The 20508-nt window shown below is 73.2% G+C and carries 17 protein-coding genes; 6 read left to right on the top strand and 11 right to left on the bottom strand.

Going from position 1 to position 20508, the window contains the following annotated elements:
- Window positions 1–6: 6 nt before the first annotated feature.
- The 6 genes from mltG to rpsD form a co-directional block, all read right to left on the bottom strand.
- Window positions 7–1191 (bottom strand): endolytic transglycosylase MltG, encoded by a 1185-nt coding sequence (mltG, locus tag ABEB17_RS10795; RefSeq protein WP_345716699.1) that lies wholly within the window; start codon window positions 1189–1191, stop codon window positions 7–9.
- On the bottom strand, window positions 1191–1769 hold the full coding sequence (ruvX, locus tag ABEB17_RS10790; RefSeq protein WP_345716698.1) for a Holliday junction resolvase RuvX: 579 nt from the start codon (window positions 1767–1769) through the stop codon (window positions 1191–1193). The genes mltG and ruvX overlap by 1 nt, the downstream gene beginning before the upstream one ends.
- 28 nt (window positions 1770–1797) lie before the next feature.
- Window positions 1798–4473, bottom strand: a complete 2676-nt coding sequence (gene alaS, locus ABEB17_RS10785; protein WP_345716697.1) for an alanine--tRNA ligase — start codon at window positions 4471–4473, stop codon at window positions 1798–1800.
- A gap of 63 nt (window positions 4474–4536) precedes the next feature.
- Window positions 4537–4878: a hypothetical protein gene (locus tag ABEB17_RS10780; protein WP_345716696.1), complete on the bottom strand. Its 342-nt coding sequence runs from the start codon at window positions 4876–4878 to the stop codon at window positions 4537–4539.
- Between the two features lie 5 nt (window positions 4879–4883).
- The gene (locus ABEB17_RS10775; RefSeq protein WP_345716695.1) at window positions 4884–5267 is read right to left on the bottom strand and encodes a DUF948 domain-containing protein; all 384 of its coding nucleotides are present in this window, start codon (window positions 5265–5267) and stop codon (window positions 4884–4886) included.
- A gap of 122 nt (window positions 5268–5389) precedes the next feature.
- Window positions 5390–6013, bottom strand: a complete 624-nt coding sequence (gene rpsD / locus ABEB17_RS10770; protein ID WP_345716694.1) for a 30S ribosomal protein S4 — start codon at window positions 6011–6013, stop codon at window positions 5390–5392.
- A gap of 104 nt (window positions 6014–6117) precedes the next feature.
- Between rpsD and ABEB17_RS10765 the strand changes: the two genes are divergently transcribed.
- Window positions 6118–6969, top strand: coding sequence for a hypothetical protein (locus ABEB17_RS10765; RefSeq protein ID WP_345716693.1), 852 nt, complete (start codon window positions 6118–6120; stop codon window positions 6967–6969).
- Here the strand turns inward: ABEB17_RS10765 and ABEB17_RS10760 are convergent.
- Window positions 6928–8259 (bottom strand): replication-associated recombination protein A, encoded by a 1332-nt coding sequence (locus ABEB17_RS10760; RefSeq protein ID WP_345716692.1) that lies wholly within the window; start codon window positions 8257–8259, stop codon window positions 6928–6930. The two genes, ABEB17_RS10765 and ABEB17_RS10760, sit on opposite strands and share 42 nt — an antisense overlap.
- Before the next feature lie 180 nt (window positions 8260–8439).
- Here ABEB17_RS10760 and ABEB17_RS10755 point away from each other — a divergent pair, with 180 nt between their 5' ends.
- From ABEB17_RS10755 to ABEB17_RS10740, 4 genes are read left to right on the top strand one after another with little or no spacing between them, the layout of a single operon-like run.
- Window positions 8440–10122 (top strand): NAD(P)/FAD-dependent oxidoreductase, encoded by a 1683-nt coding sequence (locus ABEB17_RS10755; protein ID WP_345716691.1) that lies wholly within the window; start codon window positions 8440–8442, stop codon window positions 10120–10122.
- 1 nt (window position 10123) lies between these two features.
- Window positions 10124–11605 (top strand): ATP-binding protein, encoded by a 1482-nt coding sequence (locus ABEB17_RS10750; protein WP_345716690.1) that lies wholly within the window; start codon window positions 10124–10126, stop codon window positions 11603–11605.
- 38 nt (window positions 11606–11643) lie between these two features.
- A complete protein-coding gene (locus ABEB17_RS10745; RefSeq protein ID WP_345716689.1) occupies window positions 11644–13854 on the top strand; it encodes an MMPL family transporter in 2211 nt (736 codons plus the stop codon).
- Window positions 13854–14618, top strand: a complete 765-nt coding sequence (locus tag ABEB17_RS10740; protein ID WP_345716688.1) for a GNAT family N-acetyltransferase — start codon at window positions 13854–13856, stop codon at window positions 14616–14618. The genes ABEB17_RS10745 and ABEB17_RS10740 overlap by 1 nt, the downstream gene beginning before the upstream one ends.
- 58 nt (window positions 14619–14676) lie before the next feature.
- Here the strand turns inward: ABEB17_RS10740 and aspS are convergent, their stop codons facing one another.
- Window positions 14677–16494, bottom strand: coding sequence for an aspartate--tRNA ligase (aspS, locus tag ABEB17_RS10735; RefSeq protein WP_345716687.1), 1818 nt, complete (start codon window positions 16492–16494; stop codon window positions 14677–14679).
- A gap of 188 nt (window positions 16495–16682) precedes the next feature.
- Between aspS and ABEB17_RS10730 the strand changes: the two genes are divergently transcribed.
- Window positions 16683–17378 (top strand): PilZ domain-containing protein, encoded by a 696-nt coding sequence (locus tag ABEB17_RS10730; protein WP_345716686.1) that lies wholly within the window; start codon window positions 16683–16685, stop codon window positions 17376–17378.
- A 24-nt stretch (window positions 17379–17402) separates the two neighbouring features.
- Here the strand turns inward: ABEB17_RS10730 and ABEB17_RS10725 are convergent, their stop codons facing one another.
- From ABEB17_RS10725 to ABEB17_RS10715, 3 genes are read right to left on the bottom strand one after another with little or no spacing between them, the layout of a single operon-like run.
- On the bottom strand, window positions 17403–18389 hold the full coding sequence (locus ABEB17_RS10725; RefSeq protein ID WP_345717329.1) for an aldo/keto reductase: 987 nt from the start codon (window positions 18387–18389) through the stop codon (window positions 17403–17405).
- A 5-nt stretch (window positions 18390–18394) separates the two neighbouring features.
- The gene (gene hisS / locus ABEB17_RS10720) at window positions 18395–19759 is read right to left on the bottom strand and encodes a histidine--tRNA ligase (protein WP_345716685.1); all 1365 of its coding nucleotides are present in this window, start codon (window positions 19757–19759) and stop codon (window positions 18395–18397) included.
- A 43-nt stretch (window positions 19760–19802) separates the two neighbouring features.
- Window positions 19803–20507, bottom strand: coding sequence for an MBL fold metallo-hydrolase (locus ABEB17_RS10715; protein WP_345716684.1), 705 nt, complete (start codon window positions 20505–20507; stop codon window positions 19803–19805).
- Between the last annotated feature and the right edge of the window lies 1 nt (window position 20508).

The raw sequence follows: 20508 nt of genomic DNA, 5'->3' as shown, positions 1-20508 counted from the left end.
GCACGGTCAGCACTTGCCCGGATGTGCTTGGCACCAGGCCTGGAACAGCTTCACGTTCTGCTGGTGCTCGGCCCAGGTCACCGCGAACCGGGTCTCACCCGTCGAGGGGTTGACCGTCGTCCAGTACAGCCACGGGCCCGGGGTCGGTTTGAGCGCACCCTGGATCGAGGCCTTGCCGGGGTTCGAGATCGGACCGGCCGGCAGCCCGGGGTACCGGTAGGTGTTGTAGGGCGAGTCGACGGCGCGCTCGGCCGCAGTGGTGGTCAGGGTCCGCTTGCCCACCGCGTAGCTGACCGTGGAGTCGAGCTGCAGCTTGCCGCCGTTGCCGAGCTTGTTCGCGAGCCGGTTGTCGATGACCTGGGCGACCTTGGCGTAGTCGGTCTTCGACCCGGCCTCGACCTCGGCGATGCTGGCCACCGTCAGGAGGCGCTGCGCCTCCTGGTCACTGACGCCCAGCCCGTCGAGCACCTCGTGGGTGCGGGCGACCATCGTGGACAGTTGCTGCTCGGCGGTCAGCTCGCTGCCGAACTCGTACGTGTCCGGGAACAGCCAGCCCTCCGCCTTGCCCTTCGCGGAGGCCGGGATGCCGAGGGACTCGGGGTCCTTCAGCGCGGCCTTGTAGTCGGCGAGCGGCTGGCCGGTGGCCTTGGCGAGCAGCGGCAGGATCTCGTTGACCCGCAGCCCCTCGCGGACGGTCACCTTGTCGGCGCTGCGGGCCGACGGGTCGAGCAGCATGGTGACGGCACTCGCCCCCGACATCTGCCGGTGCAGCGTGTACTGGCCCGGCTGGATCGACCCGGACTTCTCGTTGTCCTGGGCGGCTTCGACGAAGGCCTTCGACGTCTTGACGACACCGGCCTCCTGCAGCACCCGTCCGATGGCCCGGCCGCTGGCTCCCTCGGGGACGGTGATGGTGACCTCGCCGCTGCCCTGCCCCGCGTAGTCGTCGCTCGCCGTGAACTGGGTGACCAGCGGCTTCAGCGCGGCGAACGCGCCGTACCCACCGAGGGCGACCACCAGCAACGCCACCAGGATGACCACGCTGCGGCGGCCCTTGCGGCGGCGTCGGCGGGCGTGGTGGGCGTGCGCCTGCCGCCGCGCGGAGCGGCTGGCGTAGGCGTCGTCGGCCGGGTGCTCGTGCGCGTCGGCGATCACGGCACCCAGGGGGTGGTCCTCGTGGCGGTCAGGCATCAGGCTCGTTCGGCTCGCTCATCAGGTGGGACAGCCTTCGGGTCGTCTTCGGCGGCCGGGTCGGCCGTCGTGCCCCCGCCAGCAGACAAGGATACAGGTTCCAGCAGCTCCCCCGGGGCAACGCCGCTGGCGCGTTCACCGTCCAGCGCCTGCTGCAGGAGCACGACGGCGGCCACCTGGTCGACCACGGCCCGCTGCTTGCGCCCGGCGACCCCCGACTCGCGCAGCGAGCGGTGCGCCGCCACCGTGGACAGGCGCTCGTCGATCAGCCGCACGCCGACGGGCAGTGCGGCGGCGCCCAGCCGCCCCGCCAGGTCGACCGCGTAGGCCCGCGCGGCGGCCGCGGCCGGTCCCTCGCGGCCGGACAGCGACCGGGGCAGCCCGACGACCACCTCGATCGCCTCGCGCTCCACGACCTCGGCCACGATCCGCTGCAGGTCCGAGCCCGCTCCCTGGTCCCGCCGCAGGGTCTCGACCGGCGTCGCCAGCATCCCGTGCAGGTCGCTGACCGCCAGGCCGACCCGCACGGCGCCGACGTCGACACCGAGCCGCACCCCGCGCCGGGTCAGGCCGGCCATCGCAGCACCGTCATCGGCAGCCCGTCCATCAGCGGGCGGTCACCCGCTCGCCGACGACGTGCTCGATCCGGGCGAGCGCCTCGCCGGTGCGAGCGGCGTCGGTACCGCCGCCCTGCGCGACGTCGTCCTTGCCGCCGCCACCGCCCCCGAGGATCTTGGCGGCCTCGCGGACGAGCTCGCCGGCCTTGACGCCCCACCGGCGCGCCTCGTCGTTGGTCGCCACGACGACGACCGGACGACCCTTGGCCACGGCGGTGCCGGCGACCACGACGGGCCGGCCGGTGATCCGGCCGCGCACGTCGAGCAGCAGCGTGCGCAGGCCGTCGGCGTCGACGTCCTCCCCCGCGTCGTGCCCGACGAAGGACACCCCGTAGACGTCCCGGGCAGACGAGGCGAGGCCCGCCGCCGCGGCCAGCACCTGCTGCTGGCGCATCGCGGCGATCTGCTTCTCGGCCTCGCGCAGCCGGGTCAGGATCGACCCGACCCGGTCGGGCAGCTCCTCCGGTCGCACCTTGAGTGCCTCGGTCAGCTGGCCGACCAGCGCGTGCTCGCGGGCCAGGTACTCGTAGGCGTCGGTGCCGACCAGGGCCTCGACCCGCCGGACCCCGGAGCCGATCGACGCCTCGCCGAGCAGGGACACCAGGCCGAGCTGGCCGGAGCGCTGCGCGTGGGTGCCGCCGCACAGCTCGCGGGCCCACTCCCCGACCGAGACGACGCGTACCTCGTCGCCGTACTTCTCACCGAACAGCGCCATGGCGCCGACCTCGACGGCCTGCGCCTGGGTCATCACCTCGGCGTGCACCTCGAGGTCCTCGGCGAGCAGCGAGTTCACCCGCGCCTCGACGTCGTGCAGCACGGATGGCGGGAGCGCGGCGTTGGCACTGAAGTCGAACCGGAACCGGCCCGGCGCGTTCTCCGAGCCCGCCTGGGTGGCGGTCTCACCGAGCGCCTCGCGGATCGCCTTGTGCACCATGTGCGTCGCCGTGTGCGCGCGGCTGATGGCGCGGCGGCGCTGCACGTCCACCAGCGCCTGACCGGACGCGCCGACCTCGACCTCGCCGCTGAGCACCTTCGCGCGGTGCACGATGAGCGAGCCGAGTGGCTTCTGCACGTCGGAGACCTCGATGACCGCGCCGTCCAGCTCGATCCGGCCGGCGTCGGCCAGCTGCCCACCGCCCTCGGCGTAGAACGGGGTGCGGTCCAGCACCAGCTCGATCTCGTCGCCCTCGCGCGCCGAGCTCGCCGGGTGGCCGTCGACCAGCAGGCCGCTGACCCGCGCCTCGCTGGTGACCTCGTCGTAGCCGGTGAACTCGACGTCGCGGCCCAGTCCGTCGGCCAGGGAGCGGTACGCGGAGGTGTCCACGAGACCGGTCTTCTTCGCCCGGGCGTCGGCCTTGGCGCGGTCGCGCTGCGCCGTCATCAGCTGGCGGAAGCCGACCTCGTCGACGTCCACGCCCTGCTCGGCCGCCATCTCCAGCGTCAGGTCGATCGGGAAGCCGAAGGTGTCGTGCAGCTGGAAGGCCTTGTCGCCGCCGAGGGTGGTGCGGCCGCTGGACTTCACGTCCCGCACGGCGGTGTCCAGGATCGTGGTGCCGGCGGCCAGGGTGCGGCGGAACGCCTCCTCCTCGCCGTACGCGGCGGAGCTGATCCGGCCGAAGTCGCGCTCGACCTCGGGGTAGCTGGTCTTCATCCGGTCCCGGCTGGCTGGCAGCAGCTCGGGCATCGTGGGCGCGTCGACGCCGAGCAGCCGCATCGAGCGCACCGCGCGCCGGATGAGCCGGCGCAGGACGTAGCCGCGTCCCTCGTTACCGGGCAGCACGCCGTCCGAGATGATCATCAGCGCGCTGCGCACGTGGTCGGCGACCACCCGGAGCCGCACGTCGTCCTCGTGGTTCGCGCCGTACCGCTTGCCGGCCAGGTCGGCGGCCACCTCGATGACCGGGTAGACCTCGTCGATCTCGTAGATGTTGTCGACCCCCTGCAGCAGGAACGCCATCCGCTCCAGGCCCATGCCGGTGTCGATGTTCTTCTTCGGCAGCGGGCCGCGGATGTCGAAGTCCGCCTTGCTGCGGACCGCGCTGAGCTCCTCCTGCATGAAGACCAGGTTCCAGAACTCCAGGTAGCGATCGCCGGCCTTCTCGACGTCGCCCTCGGGGCCGAACTCGGGGCCACGGTCGATCAGGATCTCCGAGCACGGGCCGGCCGGGCCGGGGATTCCCATGTGCCAGTAGTTGTCCTTCTTGCCGAGCCGGACGATCTTCTCGTCGGGCAGGCCGGCGATCCGCTGCCAGAGCCGGTAGCTCTCGTCGTCGTCCTGGTAGATCGTGACGAGCAGGTCCTTCTCAGGAAGGCCGAAGCCGCCATCGGACTGCGGACGCGTGACGAGCTCCCACGCGAGCTGGATCGCGCCTTCCTTGAAGTAGTCGCCGAAGCTGAAGTTGCCGTTCATCTGGAAGAACGTGCCGTGCCGGGTGGTGCGCCCCACCTCCTCGATGTCGAGGGTGCGCACGCACTTCTGCACGCTCGTCGCCCGCTGGTAGGGCGCCGACTCCTGGCCGACGAAGTACTTCACGAACGGCACCATGCCCGCGGCCACGAACAGCAGGTTCGGGTCCTCGAAGGGAAGCGGGCTGCTCGGGACGACGGTGTGACCGTTGTCCCCGAAGTACGTCAACCACCGACGCCGGATCTCGGCCGTCTCCATGGGGATCATCCTGTCGTGGGGCTAGGAAGAAGGTACGGGGCGCGGAGCGGGGGCACAGGGCCCCTAGGAAGCTCGCGTGCGCCGGTGTGCCGGGTTCGTCGGGCGGTCGAAGTCGGCCTCAGCCGCCCGGTCGGCGGAGTGGTCGGCCATGGGTCGCTCGATCAGCGCGGAGGCCTGGCGCGGGTCGATGACCCCCTCGTCCACGCCCAGCGCGAGCCGCAGCTCCGCGTCCCGCTCCGCCATGGACTCGCGGACGACCTGGGCCATCTCGCGGAGCCCCTCGCCTACCCCGGACAGGCCACGGGCCACCCCCTCGGGGGTGTACGCCTGCGCTGTCTTCGTCACCTTGCGGACGACGAGCACACCGACGACGGCGCCGAGCACCGCCCAGAAGATCCGTCGCACGCCGATCAGCCCTTCCGCCGACGCCGGCGCCCACCGGACGACGGCTCCCGACCACTCAGTGCCTGCCGCACGCCGTAGGTGAACGCGGCGACCTTGATCACCGGCGAGCCCAGGGTGGCCGCGAAGAGCGCGGTCAGCGCCGACACGTTCGTCGTCACCTGCTGGACGTTGGTGGTGATGGCCGAGACGCGCTCGAGCTCGCCGTTGGTGGTGGTCACCGTCGTGGTGACCTCGTGCAGCAGCGGGATCGTCTCCTGCGTGACGCCCTGCACGGTGCCGCGGGTGTCATCGATCAGCTTGCCGAGCTTCAGGATCGGCACGGCCAAGAACGCCACCAGCGCCACGAAGGCGACGGCGGCGATGAGTCCCGCGATGTCTCCAGCCGACATCCGACGCATCCCTCCCCGGGCCCCGTGACCACCCGGCGGCGCCGGGCGCTGACCGGGGCGACGGCAGCGCACCGACCCTACCCGAGCCGGTCCGGCCCGTCCCAGCCGAATCCGGCTGGAGGTCAGCGCGCGTAGAACTCCACGACCAGGGCGACGTCGCAGGTCACCGGGACCTCAGCCCGGCGGGGCTCGCGCTCCAACCGGACGGACAGGCCGTCCGAGCCGAGCGCCAGGTAGCCGGGCACGGTGGGCAGGACGTCGCGGTGACCGTTCGCGGCGGCCACCACGAAGGGCGTCATGGGCCGGCTGCGCTCACGTACCGCGACGACCTGGCCCGGGCGCACCCGGTACGACGGCTTGTCGACCAGCCGGCCGTCGACCTCGATGTGCCGGTGCACGACCGACTGGCGGGCCTGCGCGATAGTGCGCGCGATCCCGGCTCGCAGCACCACGGCGTCCAGCCGCGTCTCGAGCAGCTCGACCAGCACCTCGCCCGTCCGTCCGGACCGGCGGTGCGCCTCCTCGAACGCCCGACGCAGCTGCGCCTCACGGATCCCGTACTGCGCCCGCAGCCGCTGCTTCTCGAGCAGCTGGGACGAGTAGTCGCTCTTGTTGGGACGGCGGGCCCGCCCGTGCTCGCCCGGCGGGTACGGCCGCTTCTCGAAGTACTTCACGGCCTTCGGGGTCAGCGCGAGGCCGAGGGCGCGCGAGCGCCGGACGACGCGTCGCGAGGCGTGGGCAACCATCGTGCTCCTTCGGTGGTGATCGATGTAAGGTAAGGCTAACCTTATCTCACCGAACACCCCCGCGGCACCACGCCGCAGCACCCAGCCGCCCCCCGGAGGAACCCGTGACGATGGTCCACCCGCGACAGCTCCCCTCCTCCGCCGAGGTCGCCCGCACCCTGCTGGAGGGCATCGGCGCGGCGACCGTGTCGGGTCCGCTCGGCGACGCCAACGCCGTGCCCGCGCTGCACGCCGCGCTTCCCGGCGGCGAGCTGGTACTGGCCGTGCCGCACGACCCGCGCTCGCGGTCGGCTCTGTCCACCCCCGTGCCCGGCGCGCCGTCCGCCGGCGACGACTGGGCGATCTCGGTGTGCATCCGGGCCGAGGCCGCGCTGGCTGACCTGACGGTCCCGCGCGCCCACCTCGAGCTGCTCGGCTGGGCCCGGCTGGCGGGTCCCGCGGACGGGGCCGGGGCGCTCGAGGCGCTGCGCCGGGCCTGGCCGTTGGACGGGGTGGACGGTTACGACCTGCTGCTGGTCGAGGTCGCCGAGGGCGAGCTGCACTGGGTCGGTGGGTGCGTGACGATCGAAGGCGACGACGTCCGGGCGGCGGAGCCCGACCCGCTCTGGCTGGACGAGGCCGATCTGCTCGACCGGGTCCGTGCGCTGCTCTCGCCCCGGCTGCTCGAGCTGGTGCACGGGCTGGGTCGGCTGCCGCTGCCGGACGGCCGCGGGGTGCCGCTCGAGCGGACCGTGGAGGCTCGGCCGGTCGGCGTCGACCGGTACGGCCTCACCGTGCAGTGCCGGGACAACCAGGAGCGCCGGCACCTGCTGCGGCTGCCGTTCGGCCGGCCGATCGACGCCGACGAGGACGCCTGGGCGGCCATCAGCACCGAGATCGTCTCGCAGGCCGGCTGCCGCACGTCGTGCCGTGGCTCAGCGACCGCGCAGGATGCGCCGCAGCCGATTGAGCCGTGAGGTGATCTCGCGCTCGGCCCCGCGGTCGGTCGGGGTGTAGTACTCCCGGCCGACCAGCGAGTCCGGCAGGTACTGCTGCTCGGCCACCCCGTGCGGCTCGTCGTGCGCGTACCGGTACCCCTGGCCGTGGCCCAGCTTGGCGGCGCCGGGGTAGTGCGCGTCGCGCAGGTGCGCCGGCACGGTGCCGGCCCGGCCCGCCCGGACGTCGGCGATCGCGGCGTCGATGCCGAGGTAGGACGCGTTGGACTTGGGTGCCGTCGCCAGGTGCACGACCGCCTGGGCCAGCACGATCCGCGCCTCGGGCATGCCGATCAGCTGGACGGCCTGGGCTGCGGCGACCGCGGTCTGCAGCGCCGTGGGATCGGCCATCCCGACGTCCTCGGACGCCGCGATGACGATCCGCCGGGCGATGAACCGGGCGTCCTCCCCCGCCTCCAGCATCCTGGCCAGGTAGTGCAGCGACGCGTCGACGTCCGAGCCGCGCATCGACTTGATGAAGGCGCTGGCCACGTCGTAGTGCTGGTCGCCCTCGCGGTCGTAGCGCAGCACGGCCGCGTCGATGGCGCGCTCGGCGTGCTCGGTGGTGACCTCGCGCTCCCCCGCGGACAGCGTGGCGCCGGCCGCCGCCTCCAGTGCGGTGAGCGCCCGGCGGGCGTCGCCGGAGGCGAGCCGCACCAGGTGCTCCAGGGCGTCCGGCTGCAGCTCGACCTGCCCGGCCAGGCCGCGGGGCTCCAGCACGGCCCGCTCGATGAGCACCCGCACCGCCTCGTCGTCCAGCGGCCGCAGCGTCAGCACCAGCGATCGGGACAGCAGCGGCGCGACCACCGAGAAGGACGGGTTCTCGGTGGTCGCCGCGACCAGCACCACCCAGCGGTTCTCGACACCGGGCAGCAGGGCGTCCTGCTGGGCCTTCGTGAAGCGGTGGATCTCGTCCAGGAACAGGACCGTGCCGCGCCGGTGCAGCGCGAGCTCGTCACGGGCCCGGTCCATCACCGCCCGCACGTCCTTGACCCCGGCGGTGATGGCCGAGAGCTCGACGAACGCCCCGCCCGTGCCACCCGCGACCACGTGCGCCAGCGTCGTCTTGCCGGTGCCCGGTGGACCCCACAGAACCACGGACGCCGGACCCGCCGGCCCCGCCGTCGGGTCCACCAGCCGGCGCAGCGGGGAGCCCGGCTCGAGCAGGTGCCCCTGCCCGACGACGTCGTCCAGGGTGCGTGGCCGCATCCGCACCGCCAGCGGAGCCGACGGGCGGTCGGGAGCGTCGTCCACGCTGAACAGGTCGTCCACGCCGCCGAACCTACCCGCGAGCGCCGACCTCGACTCCCGCCCACTCCCCCCACCCCGCGGTGATCATGCACGTTCACCCTCGGGACGCCGGGGTGAACGTGCATGATCACCGCGGGGTCGGGCGGGGGTGCGCGGGGGAACGGGGTATGGATCGACGGTCCCGGGTGGTTGAGTACGCACATGACGAGCGCGCCGTCCGACGCACCCCGCCGACCCGTCCTCCTCACCGTGGACGACGACCCCGGGGTCTCCCGGGCGATCGCCCGCGACCTGCGCCGGCAGTACGGCGAGGACTACCGGGTGGTGCGCGCCGAGTCCGGGTCGGAGGCGCTGGAGGCGTTGCGGGAGCTGGCCTCCCGCGGCGAGAGCGTGGCCGTCCTGCTCGCGGACCAGCGGATGCCGGGGATGAGCGGCGTGGAGTTCCTCGAGCAGGCCATGGACCTGTTCCCGCGCGCCCGCCGCGTCCTGCTCACCGCGTACGCGGACACCGACGCCGCCATCACCGCGATCAACACGGTCGATCTCGACCACTACCTGCTCAAGCCGTGGAGCCCGCCCGAGGAGCTGCTCTACCCGGTGGTGGAGGAGCTGCTCGCCACCTGGCGCGCCTCCGGTGACGCACCGGTGGACATCATCCGGGTCATCGGGCACCGGTGGTCCGCCCGCTCGCACGAGGTGCGCGAGTTCCTGGCCCGCAACGGCGTGCCGTACCAGTGGATCGGCGCGGACGACCCGGATGGTGCGCGGCTGCTCGAGGCCTGCGGCGCGGCGGCGACCGACGTCCCGGTGGTCCTGACGCCGGGTGGGGAGCCGATGGTCTCGCCGTCCGTCACCGAGCTGGCCGACCGGGTCGGCCTGCCGACGAACCCGGCGACCGACTTCTACGACGTGGTCATCGTCGGCGGTGGGCCCGCCGGTCTGGGCGCGGCGGTCTACGCCGCCTCCGAGGGGCTGCGCACGGTCATCGTCGAGCGGCAGGCCACCGGCGGTCAGGCCGGCCAGAGCTCGCGGATCGAGAACTACCTGGGCTTCCCGGACGGCGTGTCCGGGGCCGCGCTCACCGACCGGGCCCGACGTCAGGCCGTGCGGTTCGGCGCCGAAATCGTGACGACCCGCGAGGTCGTCGGCCTCGAGGTGGTGGGCGCCCGGCGCGGCGTGCGGTTCGCCGACGGGTCGTGCCTGCAGGCGCACTGCCTGGTGCTGGCCACCGGCGTGCAGTACCGGCTGCTGGGCGCGGACGGCGTCGAGCAGTTCGTCGGCAACGGCGTGTACTACGGCGCGGCGCTCACCGAGGCCGCGGACTGCAGCGGCGAGGTCGTCTACGTCGTCGGCGGCGCCAACTCCGCCGGCCAGGCCGCCGTCTACCTTTCGCGCTTCGCGGCCCGCGTCGTGCTGGTCGTGCGCGCCGAGTCCCTGGTCTCGTCGATGTCGCACTACCTGATCGAGCAGATCGCCGGGATCGACACCATCGAGGTGCGCACCCGGACGGCGGTCAGCGGCGCGGGCGGCGACGGCCACCTGGAGCGGGTGACCTTGCGCAACCTGGACTCGGGCGAGCTGACCGAGTCCCCGGCCTCGCACCTGTTCGTGTTCATCGGAGCGCAGCCGCTGACCGAGTGGATGGACGGCGTGCTGAGCCGGGACGAGCGCGGCTTCGTGCTGGCCGGTGCCGACCTGATGCACGAGGGCCGACGGCCGGACGGCTGGGAGCCCAAGCGCGACCCCTGGCCGCTGGAGACGTCGGTCCCGGGGATCTTCGCGGCCGGCGACGTCCGCTCGACCTCGGTCAAGCGGGTCGCCTCGGCCGTGGGCGAGGGTGCACTCGCCGTGACGCTCGTGCACCAGTACCTGGAGAGGTTGTGAGATGACCACCACCGACGCCACCAGCGCCACCACCCCCGACGACCGGGTCTCCGCCGAGGAGCTGCGCACGCTCTTCCTGCTGGAGAGCCTGACGGACGAGCAGCTCGCGTGGTTCGTGGAGAACGGACGGCGCACCAGCATCCGGGCCGGCGAGTACCTGACCCACGAAGGTGAGCCGGCCGAGTGCTTCTACCAGCTGTTGACCGGCACGATGGTGATGACCCGGCAGGTCGGCGCGGTCGAGGTCGAGGTCACCCGCACCGACTTCCGCGGCGCCTACGGCGGTGCGACCGCCTCGTGGATCAAGCAGGCCGACCGGCCCTCGACGTACGTCGCCAGCGTGCGCGCCGGCACCGACGCCACGTTCCTGGCGGTGCCGGCCGAGGAGTTCGCCGCGTTCATGCACGAGCACTTCCCGATCGCCGTGCACCTGCTGGACGGCATCGCGGCCGGCATGCGCCGCACCCAGGAGCGGGTCGGCGACCAGCAGCGGCTGCAGGCGCTCGGTGCGCTGTCGGCCGGCCTGACCCACGAGCTGAACAACCCGGCGTCCGCGGCCGAGCGCGCGGTCGACCAGCTCCGCACGCGAGTCGAGCACATGCGCAGCAAGCTGGACTACCTGGCCGACGGGCACATCCCGGCCGACGTCCTGCACGAGCTGGTGAACCTGCAGAACGAGGCGCTGGCCCTGTCCGAGACGGCACCCCGGCGCAGTGCCATGGAGCGCAGCGACGCCGAGGACGAGCTGGGCGACTGGCTCGAGGAGCACGAGATCCAGCGAGGCTTCGACCTGGCCGGGATCTACGTCACGGCCGGGCTCGACGTGTCCTGGGCCGAGAAGGTCTACCGGACGTTGCACGCGGACGACCGGCAGACGGGCTTCGCGTGGGTGGCCTACTCGCTGGAGACCGACTCCCTGATGCGCGAGATCACCGACTCGGTGAACCGGATCAGCCAGCTCGTCGGGGCGGCCAAGAACTACTCCCAGCTCGACCGGGCGCCGTTCCAGCAGACCGACCTGCACGAGGGGCTGGACTCGACCCTGGTGATGCTGAGCGCCAAGCTGAAGGGGGTCACCGTGGTGAAGGACTACTGCGACGACCTGCCGCTGGTGCCGGGATACCCAGCCGAGCTCAACCAGGTCTGGACCAACCTCATCGACAACGCAGCCCAGGCCACCGGGCCGGGCGGCACGATCCGGCTGCACACCGAGGTCCAGGACGACCACGTGCTGGTGAGCGTCGGGGACGACGGTCCGGGGGTGCCGCCGGAGCTGCGCAGCCGCATCTTCGAGCCGTTCTTCACCACCAAGCCGGTCGGCGCCGGCACGGGCCTCGGCCTGGACATCTCCTACCGGGTCGTCACCGGCAAGCACGGCGGCGACATCCAGGTCGTCTCGAAGCCGGGCGACACCCGGTTCGAGGTCCGGCTGCCGCTCGTCGAGCCCACCCTGACGGACGTTCTGCAGGCCGACCAGACCTGACGTCGGGACGCCGCGGATGGCCTGGGATCCTGGGCCGCGTGACCTTCCTCGAACGACTCGGCCGCTTCGAGGCCCGTCACGCGAGGCTGGTGGCGCTGGGCTGGCTGGCGGCCGTGGTCGTCGCCTTCGGCCTGGCGCTCGGTGTCTTCGGCAGCGCGTCGCTGTTCAACCGGCTGACCAGCGGCGAGCCCGTGGTGCCCGGCGAGTCCCGGGTCGGCCGCGACCTGCTCGCCGACCAGCACGCCGACGGCCCGGCCGTGGTCATCACGCTGGACGGCGTCGACCCGTCGTCCGCGCAGGCGCGCAGCACGGTCCAGGACCTCACCCGGACCCTCGGCGAGATCCCCGACGTCTCGAAGGTCACCTCGCCGTACGACGTGCCGGGCGGGCTGAGCGGTGCCGCCGGCCGGACCCTGCTCGCCGCGGACGGGCAGGGGATCGCGGTCACCGCGCGGCTGGCGGCCGACCTGCCCCGGGACGTGTCCACCGAGCACACGGACGCCATCGAGGCTGCGGTCGACGAGGCGGCCGGTCAGCTGCCCGGCGTCCAGGCGCGCACGACGAGCCTGCCCCAGCTGGTCGACGAGATCACCCACCAGGTCGAGCTGGACCTGCGCCGAGGTGAGGGGATCGCGCTGCCCGTGAGCCTGCTGGTCATGGTGCTGGTCTTCGGCGGCTTCCTGGCCGCCGGGATCCCGCTGGCCGGGGCGATCGCCTCGATCGCGGGTGGACTGGCCTCGCTGTGGGTGTTCTCCGGCGTGATCGACCTGGACGCCACCGTCGTCAACGTCGTGACGATCCTCGGCCTGGGCCTGTGCATCGACTACGGGTTGCTCGTCGTCAGCCGGTTCCGCGAGGAGCTGCGCGCCGTGCCCTGGCCGCACGGCGAACCGGACCGCGAGCAGGTCATAGCCGCCGTCGGGCGCACCGTGGCCGTCGCCGGTCGCACGGTGCTGTTCTCCGGGCTCATCGTGGCCATCAGCCTGTCCGGCCTGATGCTCTTCCAGGCGCAGATCCTGCGAGCGCTCGGCGCGGCCGGGGTCAGTGTCGTGGTGGTGGCGCTGCTGGTGGCGCTGACCTTCGTGCCCGCCCTGCTGTCGCTGGCCGGGCCGCGGCTGGTGCGCCCCGGACTGCTCAGCCGCGTGCCGTTGCTGCGCGGCCTGCTGGCACGGTTCGGGGACGTCGCCCCCGCCGAGGGCGTGTTCTCCCGGCTGGCCCGCCGGGTGCAGCGGCACCCCTGGCCCATCGCGCTCGGGGTGACCGCCCTGCTCGTGCTGCTCGCCGTCCCGGCCTTCGGGCTGCACCTGCGCTCGTCCGGCACCGAGCTGATGCCCGTCGGCTCGTCCCAGCGCGACGGGTTCGACCGGATCGCCGAGCGCTACCCGGCCCTGGCCGGGCCCGACCTCACCGTCGTCGCGCGGGCGCCGATCGCCGACGTCCGGGCCTGGGCGACGGACGTCGCCACGGTGGACGGGGTGCAGGCCGTCGACCCGCCGCAGCAGGAGGGTGCCGTCGTCACCCTGGGGGTGCGGGTGGACGGGCACGACCCCGGCGGCCAGACCGCCGGCGACGTGGTGCAGCGGCTGCGCGCGGACCGGCCGGACTTCCCGATCTGGGTGACGGGCCAGGCCGCCGGTCAGGTCGACTTCAGCGCCTCGATCCTGCGCACCGCCCCGTGGTCGATCGCGCTGGTGGTGCTGGCGACGTTCGTGCTGCTCTTCCTGATGACCGGATCCGTGCTGGTGCCGGTCAAGGCGCTGGTGATGAACGTGATCTCGCTCGGCGCCTCGCTCGGCGTGGTGACCTGGGTGTTCGAGCGCGGGCACCTGGAGGGGCTGCTCTCGTTCACGTCCACCGGCGGGATCGAGACGACGATCCCGCCGCTGGTGCTGGCGTTCGGCTTCGGGCTCGCCATGGACTACGAGGTGTTCCTGCTCTCCCGGATCAAGGAGCAGCACGACCTGGGCCTGTCCAACGACGAGTCCGTGGCGATCGGGCTGCAGCGCTCGGGGCGGATCATCACGTCGGCGGCGCTGCTCGTCATCATCGTGTTCGCCGGCCTGCTGGCCGCCCAGGTGCTCGTGGTGAAGCAGACCGGGGTGGCGCTGATGGTCGCGGTGGCGATCGACGCCACGCTGGTCCGGATGCTGCTGGTGCCCGCCACCATGACGCTGCTCGGCGAGTGGAACTGGTGGGCACCCGGCCCGTTGCGCCGGCTGCACGACCGGATCGGGATCGGTACGCACTGATGACGCTCGAGGCGCTCACGTCCTACGACGAGCTGGTGGCCGCGAGCGCCGGCGACCCGTTCGTCCGCTGGATGGTGGACCGCCGACGTCCGGTGCGCGCGTGGGGTCTCGGGCCCGGGGTGGCCTGGGTCCGGCGCACCCCGCACTGGCGGGACAACCTCACCGTGGTCGCCACGCCTGACGTGGCGGCCGCCCGGCTGCCCGAGCTGCTCGCGCTGGCCGGGGACGTCCGCCGCATCACGGTGCCGTTCGGCACGCTCCCCCGGCTGGACGACGCGCTCGCGGCCCGCATCGTGCCGGGCATCGGGGACGACTGGGAGTGGATGCTGACGGCGACCGCGCCGCCGGCGCCCGACGTCCTGGTGGAGCCGGTGGGCGCCGGGCGGTTGCCCGACGTGACGGACCTGCTCGCCCGGTCCAGCCCGCGGCACAGCGCGACGGTGGCGGACCCCGGTGTGGTCGCCTGGTTGGGCGTGCGGGACGGCGCGCGCCTGGTCGCGTGCGCGGCCGTCGAGGAGGACCCGCCCGGCGTGCCCGGGCTGGCGTCCATCGCGACGGACCCGGCGTACCGGGGTCGCGGGCTCGGGGCGGCCGTGACGGCGGCGGCCACCCGCTGGGCGTTCGAGCGCGGCCACGAGGTGGTCACCCTGGGCATGTACTCGGACAACACCGTGGCGCGGCGCCTGTACCGCCGGCTGGGTTTCGGTGGGGACCACCGCTGGTCCAGCCGGGGGCTCGCCGCCCCACCCCCGCCCCCCTCGTGATCATGCACGTTCGCCCCCGCAGGCTGGGCGAACGTGCATGATCACGGAGGGGATGGCGTCAGTGCGCGGTGGGGACCTCCGCGAGGTCCGCGTTGTCGACCGCCGGCGCCTTGGGCTTGGCGTCCACTCCGGCCTCCTTGCGCTGCTGCGCGGTGATCGGCGCGGGGGCGCTGGTCAGCGGGTCGAAGCCGGCGCCGGACTTGGGGAACGCGATCACGTCGCGGATGGAGTCCGTGCGGGACAGCAGGGCGCAGATGCGGTCCCAGCCGAACGCGATGCCGCCGTGCGGGGGCGCGCCGAACGCGAAGGCGTCCAGCAGGAAGCCGAACTTCTCCTGCGCCTCCTCCTCCGTCAGGCCCATGACCTTGAAGACCCGCTCCTGCACGTCGCGGCGGTGGATACGGATCGACCCGCCGCCGATCTCGTTGCCGTTGCAGACCATGTCGTAGGCGTAGGCGAGCGCCGGGCCGGGGTCGGTGTCGAAGGTGTCGGCGAACTCCGCCTTCGGCGAGGTGAAGGCGTGGTGCACGGCTGTCCAGGCGCCGGAGCCGACCGCGACGTCACCGCTGGCGACGGCGTCGGAGGCCGGCTCGAAGAGCGGGGCGTCGAGCACCCAGGCGAACGCCCAGGCGGACTCGTCGATCAGCTCGCAGCGCTTGCCGATCTCGAGCCGGGCTGCGCCCAGCAGAGCCCGGGAGGACTTGGTGGCACCGGCGGCGAAGAACACGCAGTCCCCCGGCTGGGCGCCGACGTGCGCGGCCAGGCCGGCGCGCTCGTCGTCCGAGAGGTTCTTGGCGACCGGACCGCCGAGCTCGCCGTCCTCGCCGACGAGCACGTACGCGAGGCCGCGGGCGCCGCGCTGCTTGGCCCAGTCCTGCCAGGCGTCGAGCTGCTTGCGCGGCTGGCTGGCACCGCCGGGCATCACGACGGCGCCGACGTACTCAGCCTGGAACACCCGGAACGGGGTGCTGGCGAAGTACTCGGTGCACTCGACGAGCTCGTTGGCGAACCGCAGGTCGGGCTTGTCGGTGCCGTAGCGGCGCATGGAGTCCGCGTAGGTGAGCCGCGGCAGCGGGGTGGGCAGGTCGTAGCCGATCAGGGACCACAGCGACGTGGCGACGGCCTCGCCGAGCTCGAGGACGTCGTCCTGCTCGACGAAGCTCATCTCGATGTCGAGCTGGGTGAACTCGGGCTGGCGGTCGGCGCGAAAGTCCTCGTCCCGGTAGCAGCGGGCGATCTGGTAGTACCGCTCCATGCCGGCCACCATGAGCAGCTGCTTGAACAGCTGCGGGCTCTGCGGCAGGGCGTACCAGCTGCCGGGCTGCAGGCGGGCCGGGACCAGGAAGTCGCGGGCCCCCTCGGGGGTGGACCGGGTGAGGGTCGGGGTCTCGATCTCGACGAAGTCGCGGGCGTCCAGGACGGCGCGGGCGGCCTTGTTGACCTCGCTGCGCAGCCGGATCGCAGCGGCCGGGCCGGGCCGGCGCAGGTCCAGGTAGCGGTGCTTGAGGCGGGCCTCCTCGCCGACCTCGACGCGCTCGTCGATCTGGAAGGGCAGCGGCGCGGACTCGCTGAGCACCTCGAGCTCGGCGGCGGTGACCTCGATCTCGCCCGTGGGCAGGTTGGGGTTCTGGTTCCCCGCCGGGCGCAGCCCGACCGTGCCGGTGATCTGCACGCAGTACTCGTTGCGCAGCCCGTGGGCACCGGACGACTCGAGCACCTCGTCGCGGACGACGACCTGGGCGATGCCGCTCGCGTCGCGCAGGTCCAGGAAGGCCACCCCACCGTGATCGCGGCGACCGCCGACCCATCCGGTGAGCGTGACGGTCTGTCCGGCGTGGTCGGCACGCAGCGTGCCCACCTCGTGCGTGCGCAACACGGGGGTACCCCCTCGGGGTGGTCGGATTCGGCTTTCGGGGTGAATCCTACGGTGCCCGGGTGTGTCGTCCCGCATCGGATTTCGCGTGACTCATTGTCTCCTTTATGGTCGTCGGCGGCCGATAGGCAGGTCGAGAAGCAGCACTGTGCGCGCTTTCTCGGACGAGCACTGAGGAGGGCTCAGCGGGAATGGACGTCACCATCGCGGCTGGCTCGACCCTCACGCTGCGGGCCGGCGGTCAGCGGATGACCCTCAAGACCCTCGCCGAGGCCCACCTGGACTCCGACGGAGGAGCCGGCGCGGGCGCACGGGTCGCCGTCATCGGGCCCAGCGACGCGCTCGGCCTGGGGCCGGGTGAGGCCCAGCTGTCCACCCCGACGGGGCTGCTGTCGCTGCCGGCCCGGGTAGTCGACGACGGGAGCGGCATGGTGCTGGCCCTGGGCGCTCCCCCGGCCGCGCCGACCCAGCGCCGCAACGAGGTGCGCGGCGAGCTCGAGCTGACGATCCACGTGACCCTGCCGGCCCCACCCGAGAACCCCGACCTGGCCTCCGTGGTCGTCCGCGGCCGGACCCGCAACATCTCCGCCGGCGGCATGCTGGCCACCCTCGACGTCGGCACCGCGGGGACCGTGACGCCCGGCACGGTGCTCAGCATCGACGTCGAGCTGCCCGAGGGAGCCGGTCGGGTCCCGGTCCGGCTCACCGTCATCGCGGTCGGCAACTTCGGGCTGCGCGGGTCGTTCGTGGACCTGCCGCACCAGCACGCCGAGCGGTTCGCGAAGCTCGTGTTCGCGCAGGAGCGAGCCCAGCTGGCCATGCGCAGCCGGCGCGCCGAGGTGAAGACCTCGGGTGCGCGGACGCCGGGCCGCACCCGCGGCTGGTGACCCGCGGCTGGTGCCCCTGCCCCGCTACCAGCGGTCGTGCACGTGGGCCCGGACGAGGCGGTCGTAGATCTCCTCGAGCCGCTCGTCGGTGGTCGTGTCCAGCGGGGCCAGCTCGGCCGAGGCGGCGTTCGCCCGCGCCTGGTCGGCGGTCCGCGCCCCCGGGATGACGACGCTCACGCCGGGGCGGTCGAGCACCCAGCGCAGCGCCAGCTGGGCGGTCGTCGCACCCGACGGCGTGAGCGCGGCCACCTCGCGGGCGGCCTCGACGCCGACCTCGAAGGGCACGCCCGCGAACGTCTCGCCCACGTCGAACGCCTCACCCGACCGGTTGTAGGTGCGGTGGTCGTCCGCGGCGAACGTCGTGGTCTCGTCGTACTTCCCGCTGAGCAGCCCGCTGGCCAGCGGCACCCGGACGACGATGCCGACCCCAGCCTCCACCGCAGCCGGCAGCACCCGCTCCAGGGGCTTGCGCCGGAACACGTTCAGGATGATCTGGATGCTCGCGACGTGCGGGCGGGCGATCGCGGTCAGCGCCTCGTCCACGGTCTCGACGGACACCCCGTAGGCGCGCAGGCGCCCCTCGTCGACCATCGCGTCCAGCTCGTCGTACACCCTGTCGTCGGACAGCACGGACGTCGGCGGGCAGTGCAGCTGCACGAGGTCCAGGACGTCGACCCCGAGGTTGCGCCGGCTGCGGTCGTTCCAGGCGCGCAGGTTCTCGCCGGTGAACGCGGCCGCCACGTGCGGGTCAGCGCGCCGACCCATCTTGGTCGCGGCGAACAAGCCGTCGTCCGGCCGCGCGCGCAGGAGCTGGCCCACCAGCCGCTCGCTGCGTCCGTCGCCGTAGACGTCCGCGGTGTCGAAGAACGTGACACCGGCGTCGGCCGCCGCGTGCAGCGTGGCGAGCGCGTCCTGCTCGCTGACCTCGCCCCAGTCAGCGCCGAGCTGCCAGCAGCCCAGCCCCACCACCGACACGTCGCGGCCGGTCCTGCCGAGCCTGCGGTGCTCCATCTCGCTCACTCTCCCTGCTCGTCGTCGGGCTGGATCACGGACGGGCGCAGGTCGGCGTCCGGCGGCAGCCAGCTCGCGTCGTCCGCGCCGGTCTGCTCGCCGGTGCGGATGTCGCGCACCGCCGGCGCGCCGTCCGCGGTCGCCTCGGCCGGGAACCAGACGTACGGGATGCCGCGTCGTTCGGCCTGCCGGATCTGCTTGCCGTACTTCTGCGCGGCCGGCGCCAGCTCGCAGGCGATGCCCCGCGCGCGCAGTGCGGCGGCCACCGCCCGGGCCTGCGGGCGGGCCTCCTCGGACGCGAGCGCCACCAGGACCGCGCTCGGGGTCGACCGCGACCCGGTCAGCACCCCGCGGGCCAGCAGCGGCCCCAGCGTGCGGCTCACGCCGAAGGAGATGCCGACACCTGGGTAGGTGGTGCTGCCGTCGCTGGCCAGGGCGTCGTAGCGGCCGCCCGCGCTGATCGAGCCCAGCTGCTCGTAGCCCTCCATGACCGTCTCCATGACGGTTCCGGTGTAGTAGTCGAGGCCGCGGGCGATCTTCAGCGCCGCGACGACCTGGACGGTGCCGCGACGTCCGCCGGTGGCGTCCAGCAGGGTGGCGAGCTCGTGCAGGCCCTCGTCCAGCTCGTCGGAGTGCACGCCGAGCGCCCGGACCTCCTCGACGACGGCGGCGTCCGTGCCGCTGATGGCCGCCAGCCGCAGGCAGGCGTCCGCGACGGCGTCCGAGTGCCCCTCGGCGACCAGGGCGGCGCGGACGGCGTCCGGGCCGACCTTGTCGAGCTTGTCGACGGCGCGCAGCACGGCGGCGACGTCCTCGACGCCCAGGCCGCGGTAGAAGCCCTGCACGAGCTTGCGGTTGTTGACCTGCATCCGCAGCGGCGGCAGCGGTAGCCGGGACATCGCCTCGGCCATCACCTCCACGACCTCGATGTCGTGGTGGAAGGGCAGCACGCCGTCCCCGACCACGTCGATGTCGGCCTGGCAGAACTCGCGGTACCGACCCTCCTGCGGGCGCTCACCCCGCCACACCTTCTGGATCTGGTAGCGGCGGAACGGGAACTGCAGCTTGCCGGAGTTCTCCAGCACGTACCGGGCGAACGGCACGGTGAGGTCGAAGTGCAGGCCGAGCCGGCGGTCGTCGGACTCCGGCTGGGCGTCGGCGTCGGCGTGCAGCCGGGAGACGACGTACACCTCCTTGTCGATCTCGCCCTTGCGCAGCAGCTGCGCCATCGGCTCGACCGCGCGGGTCTCGATGCCGGCGAAACCGTGCAGCTCGAACGTGCGGCGCAGCTCGTCGACGACCTGCTGCTCGACGGCGCGCTGGGCCGGCAGCCACTCGGGGTACCCGGACAGCGGGGTGGGACGGGACATGCGGTTCCTTCTCGGTCGTGGTCGGTCGGTGGGACCGGGCCGCTCAGGACGCCAGCAGCTCGCGCAGGAACGGGTTCGTGGCGCGCTCGCGGCCGATGGTCGTGACAGGTCCGTGGCCAGGCAGGACGAGCGTGTCGTCCGGCTGCGGCAGGACCCGATGTCGCAGCGACGCCAGCATCGCAGCGTGGTCGCCGCCCGGCAGGTCGGTGCGACCGATGCTGCCGGCGAACAGGACGTCGCCCGTCAGCAGTGACGCGCTCACGTCGGCCGGCGCGCCCTCGGGGACGTCGTCCAGGGCGAACATCACCGAACCCTCGGTGTGCCCGGGCGCGTGCACGACCCGCACCCGCAGCCCCGCGAGCTCGAGCACCGTCTCGTCGGCGATCTCGACGACGTCCTGCGGCTGCGCCCAGGTCGCGGCCCGCCCGAACTGCTGCTCCAGCATCGCCAGCAGACCGGACGAGGCGAACTCCGTCAGCGGGTCCACGAGGCGGTCGCGGTCATCGGTGTGGATGTAGGCGGCGACGCTGTTCGAGCCGCAGACCGGGGTGACCGAGTACGTGTGGTCGACGTGCCCGTGGGTGAGCAGGACGGCCGCCGGCCGCAGCCGGTGCTCGCGCAGCACGTCGCCCAGCTGGCCCAGCACCTCGATGCCCGGGTCGACCACCAGGCACTCCTCGCCGGCCGCCGGGGCCACGACGTAGCAGTTGGTGCCGAACACGGCACTGGGGAACCCGGTGAGCAGCACG

The organism is Angustibacter luteus (genome assembly GCF_039541115.1).
Taxonomy (GTDB): Bacteria; Actinomycetota; Actinomycetes; order Actinomycetales; family Angustibacteraceae; genus Angustibacter; species Angustibacter luteus.
The sequence above is the reverse complement of the archived record's forward strand: the minus strand, read 5'-3'. Positions and strand labels throughout refer to the sequence as shown.

Excerpts from the sequence above, each read along its gene's own strand:
- ruvX (WP_345716698.1), bottom strand. The coding sequence starts at position 1,769 with ATGGCCGGCCTGACCCGGCGCGGGGTGCGGCTCGGTGTCGACGTCGGC.
- alaS (WP_345716697.1), bottom strand. The coding sequence starts at position 4,473 with ATGGAGACGGCCGAGATCCGGCGTCGGTGGTTGACGTACTTCGGGGAC.
- ABEB17_RS10755 (WP_345716691.1), top strand. The coding sequence starts at position 8,440 with ATGACGAGCGCGCCGTCCGACGCACCCCGCCGACCCGTCCTCCTCACC.
- ABEB17_RS10775 (WP_345716695.1), bottom strand. The coding sequence starts at position 5,267 with ATGTCGGCTGGAGACATCGCGGGACTCATCGCCGCCGTCGCCTTCGTG.
- mltG (WP_345716699.1), bottom strand. The coding sequence starts at position 1,191 with ATGCCTGACCGCCACGAGGACCACCCCCTGGGTGCCGTGATCGCCGAC.
- rpsD (WP_345716694.1), bottom strand. The coding sequence starts at position 6,013 with ATGGTTGCCCACGCCTCGCGACGCGTCGTCCGGCGCTCGCGCGCCCTC.
- ABEB17_RS10740 (WP_345716688.1), top strand. The coding sequence starts at position 13,854 with ATGACGCTCGAGGCGCTCACGTCCTACGACGAGCTGGTGGCCGCGAGC.
- ABEB17_RS10750 (WP_345716690.1), top strand. The coding sequence starts at position 10,124 with ATGACCACCACCGACGCCACCAGCGCCACCACCCCCGACGACCGGGTC.
- ABEB17_RS10730 (WP_345716686.1), top strand. The coding sequence starts at position 16,683 with ATGGACGTCACCATCGCGGCTGGCTCGACCCTCACGCTGCGGGCCGGC.
- ABEB17_RS10725 (WP_345717329.1), bottom strand. The coding sequence starts at position 18,389 with ATGGAGCACCGCAGGCTCGGCAGGACCGGCCGCGACGTGTCGGTGGTG.
- hisS (WP_345716685.1), bottom strand. The coding sequence starts at position 19,759 with ATGTCCCGTCCCACCCCGCTGTCCGGGTACCCCGAGTGGCTGCCGGCC.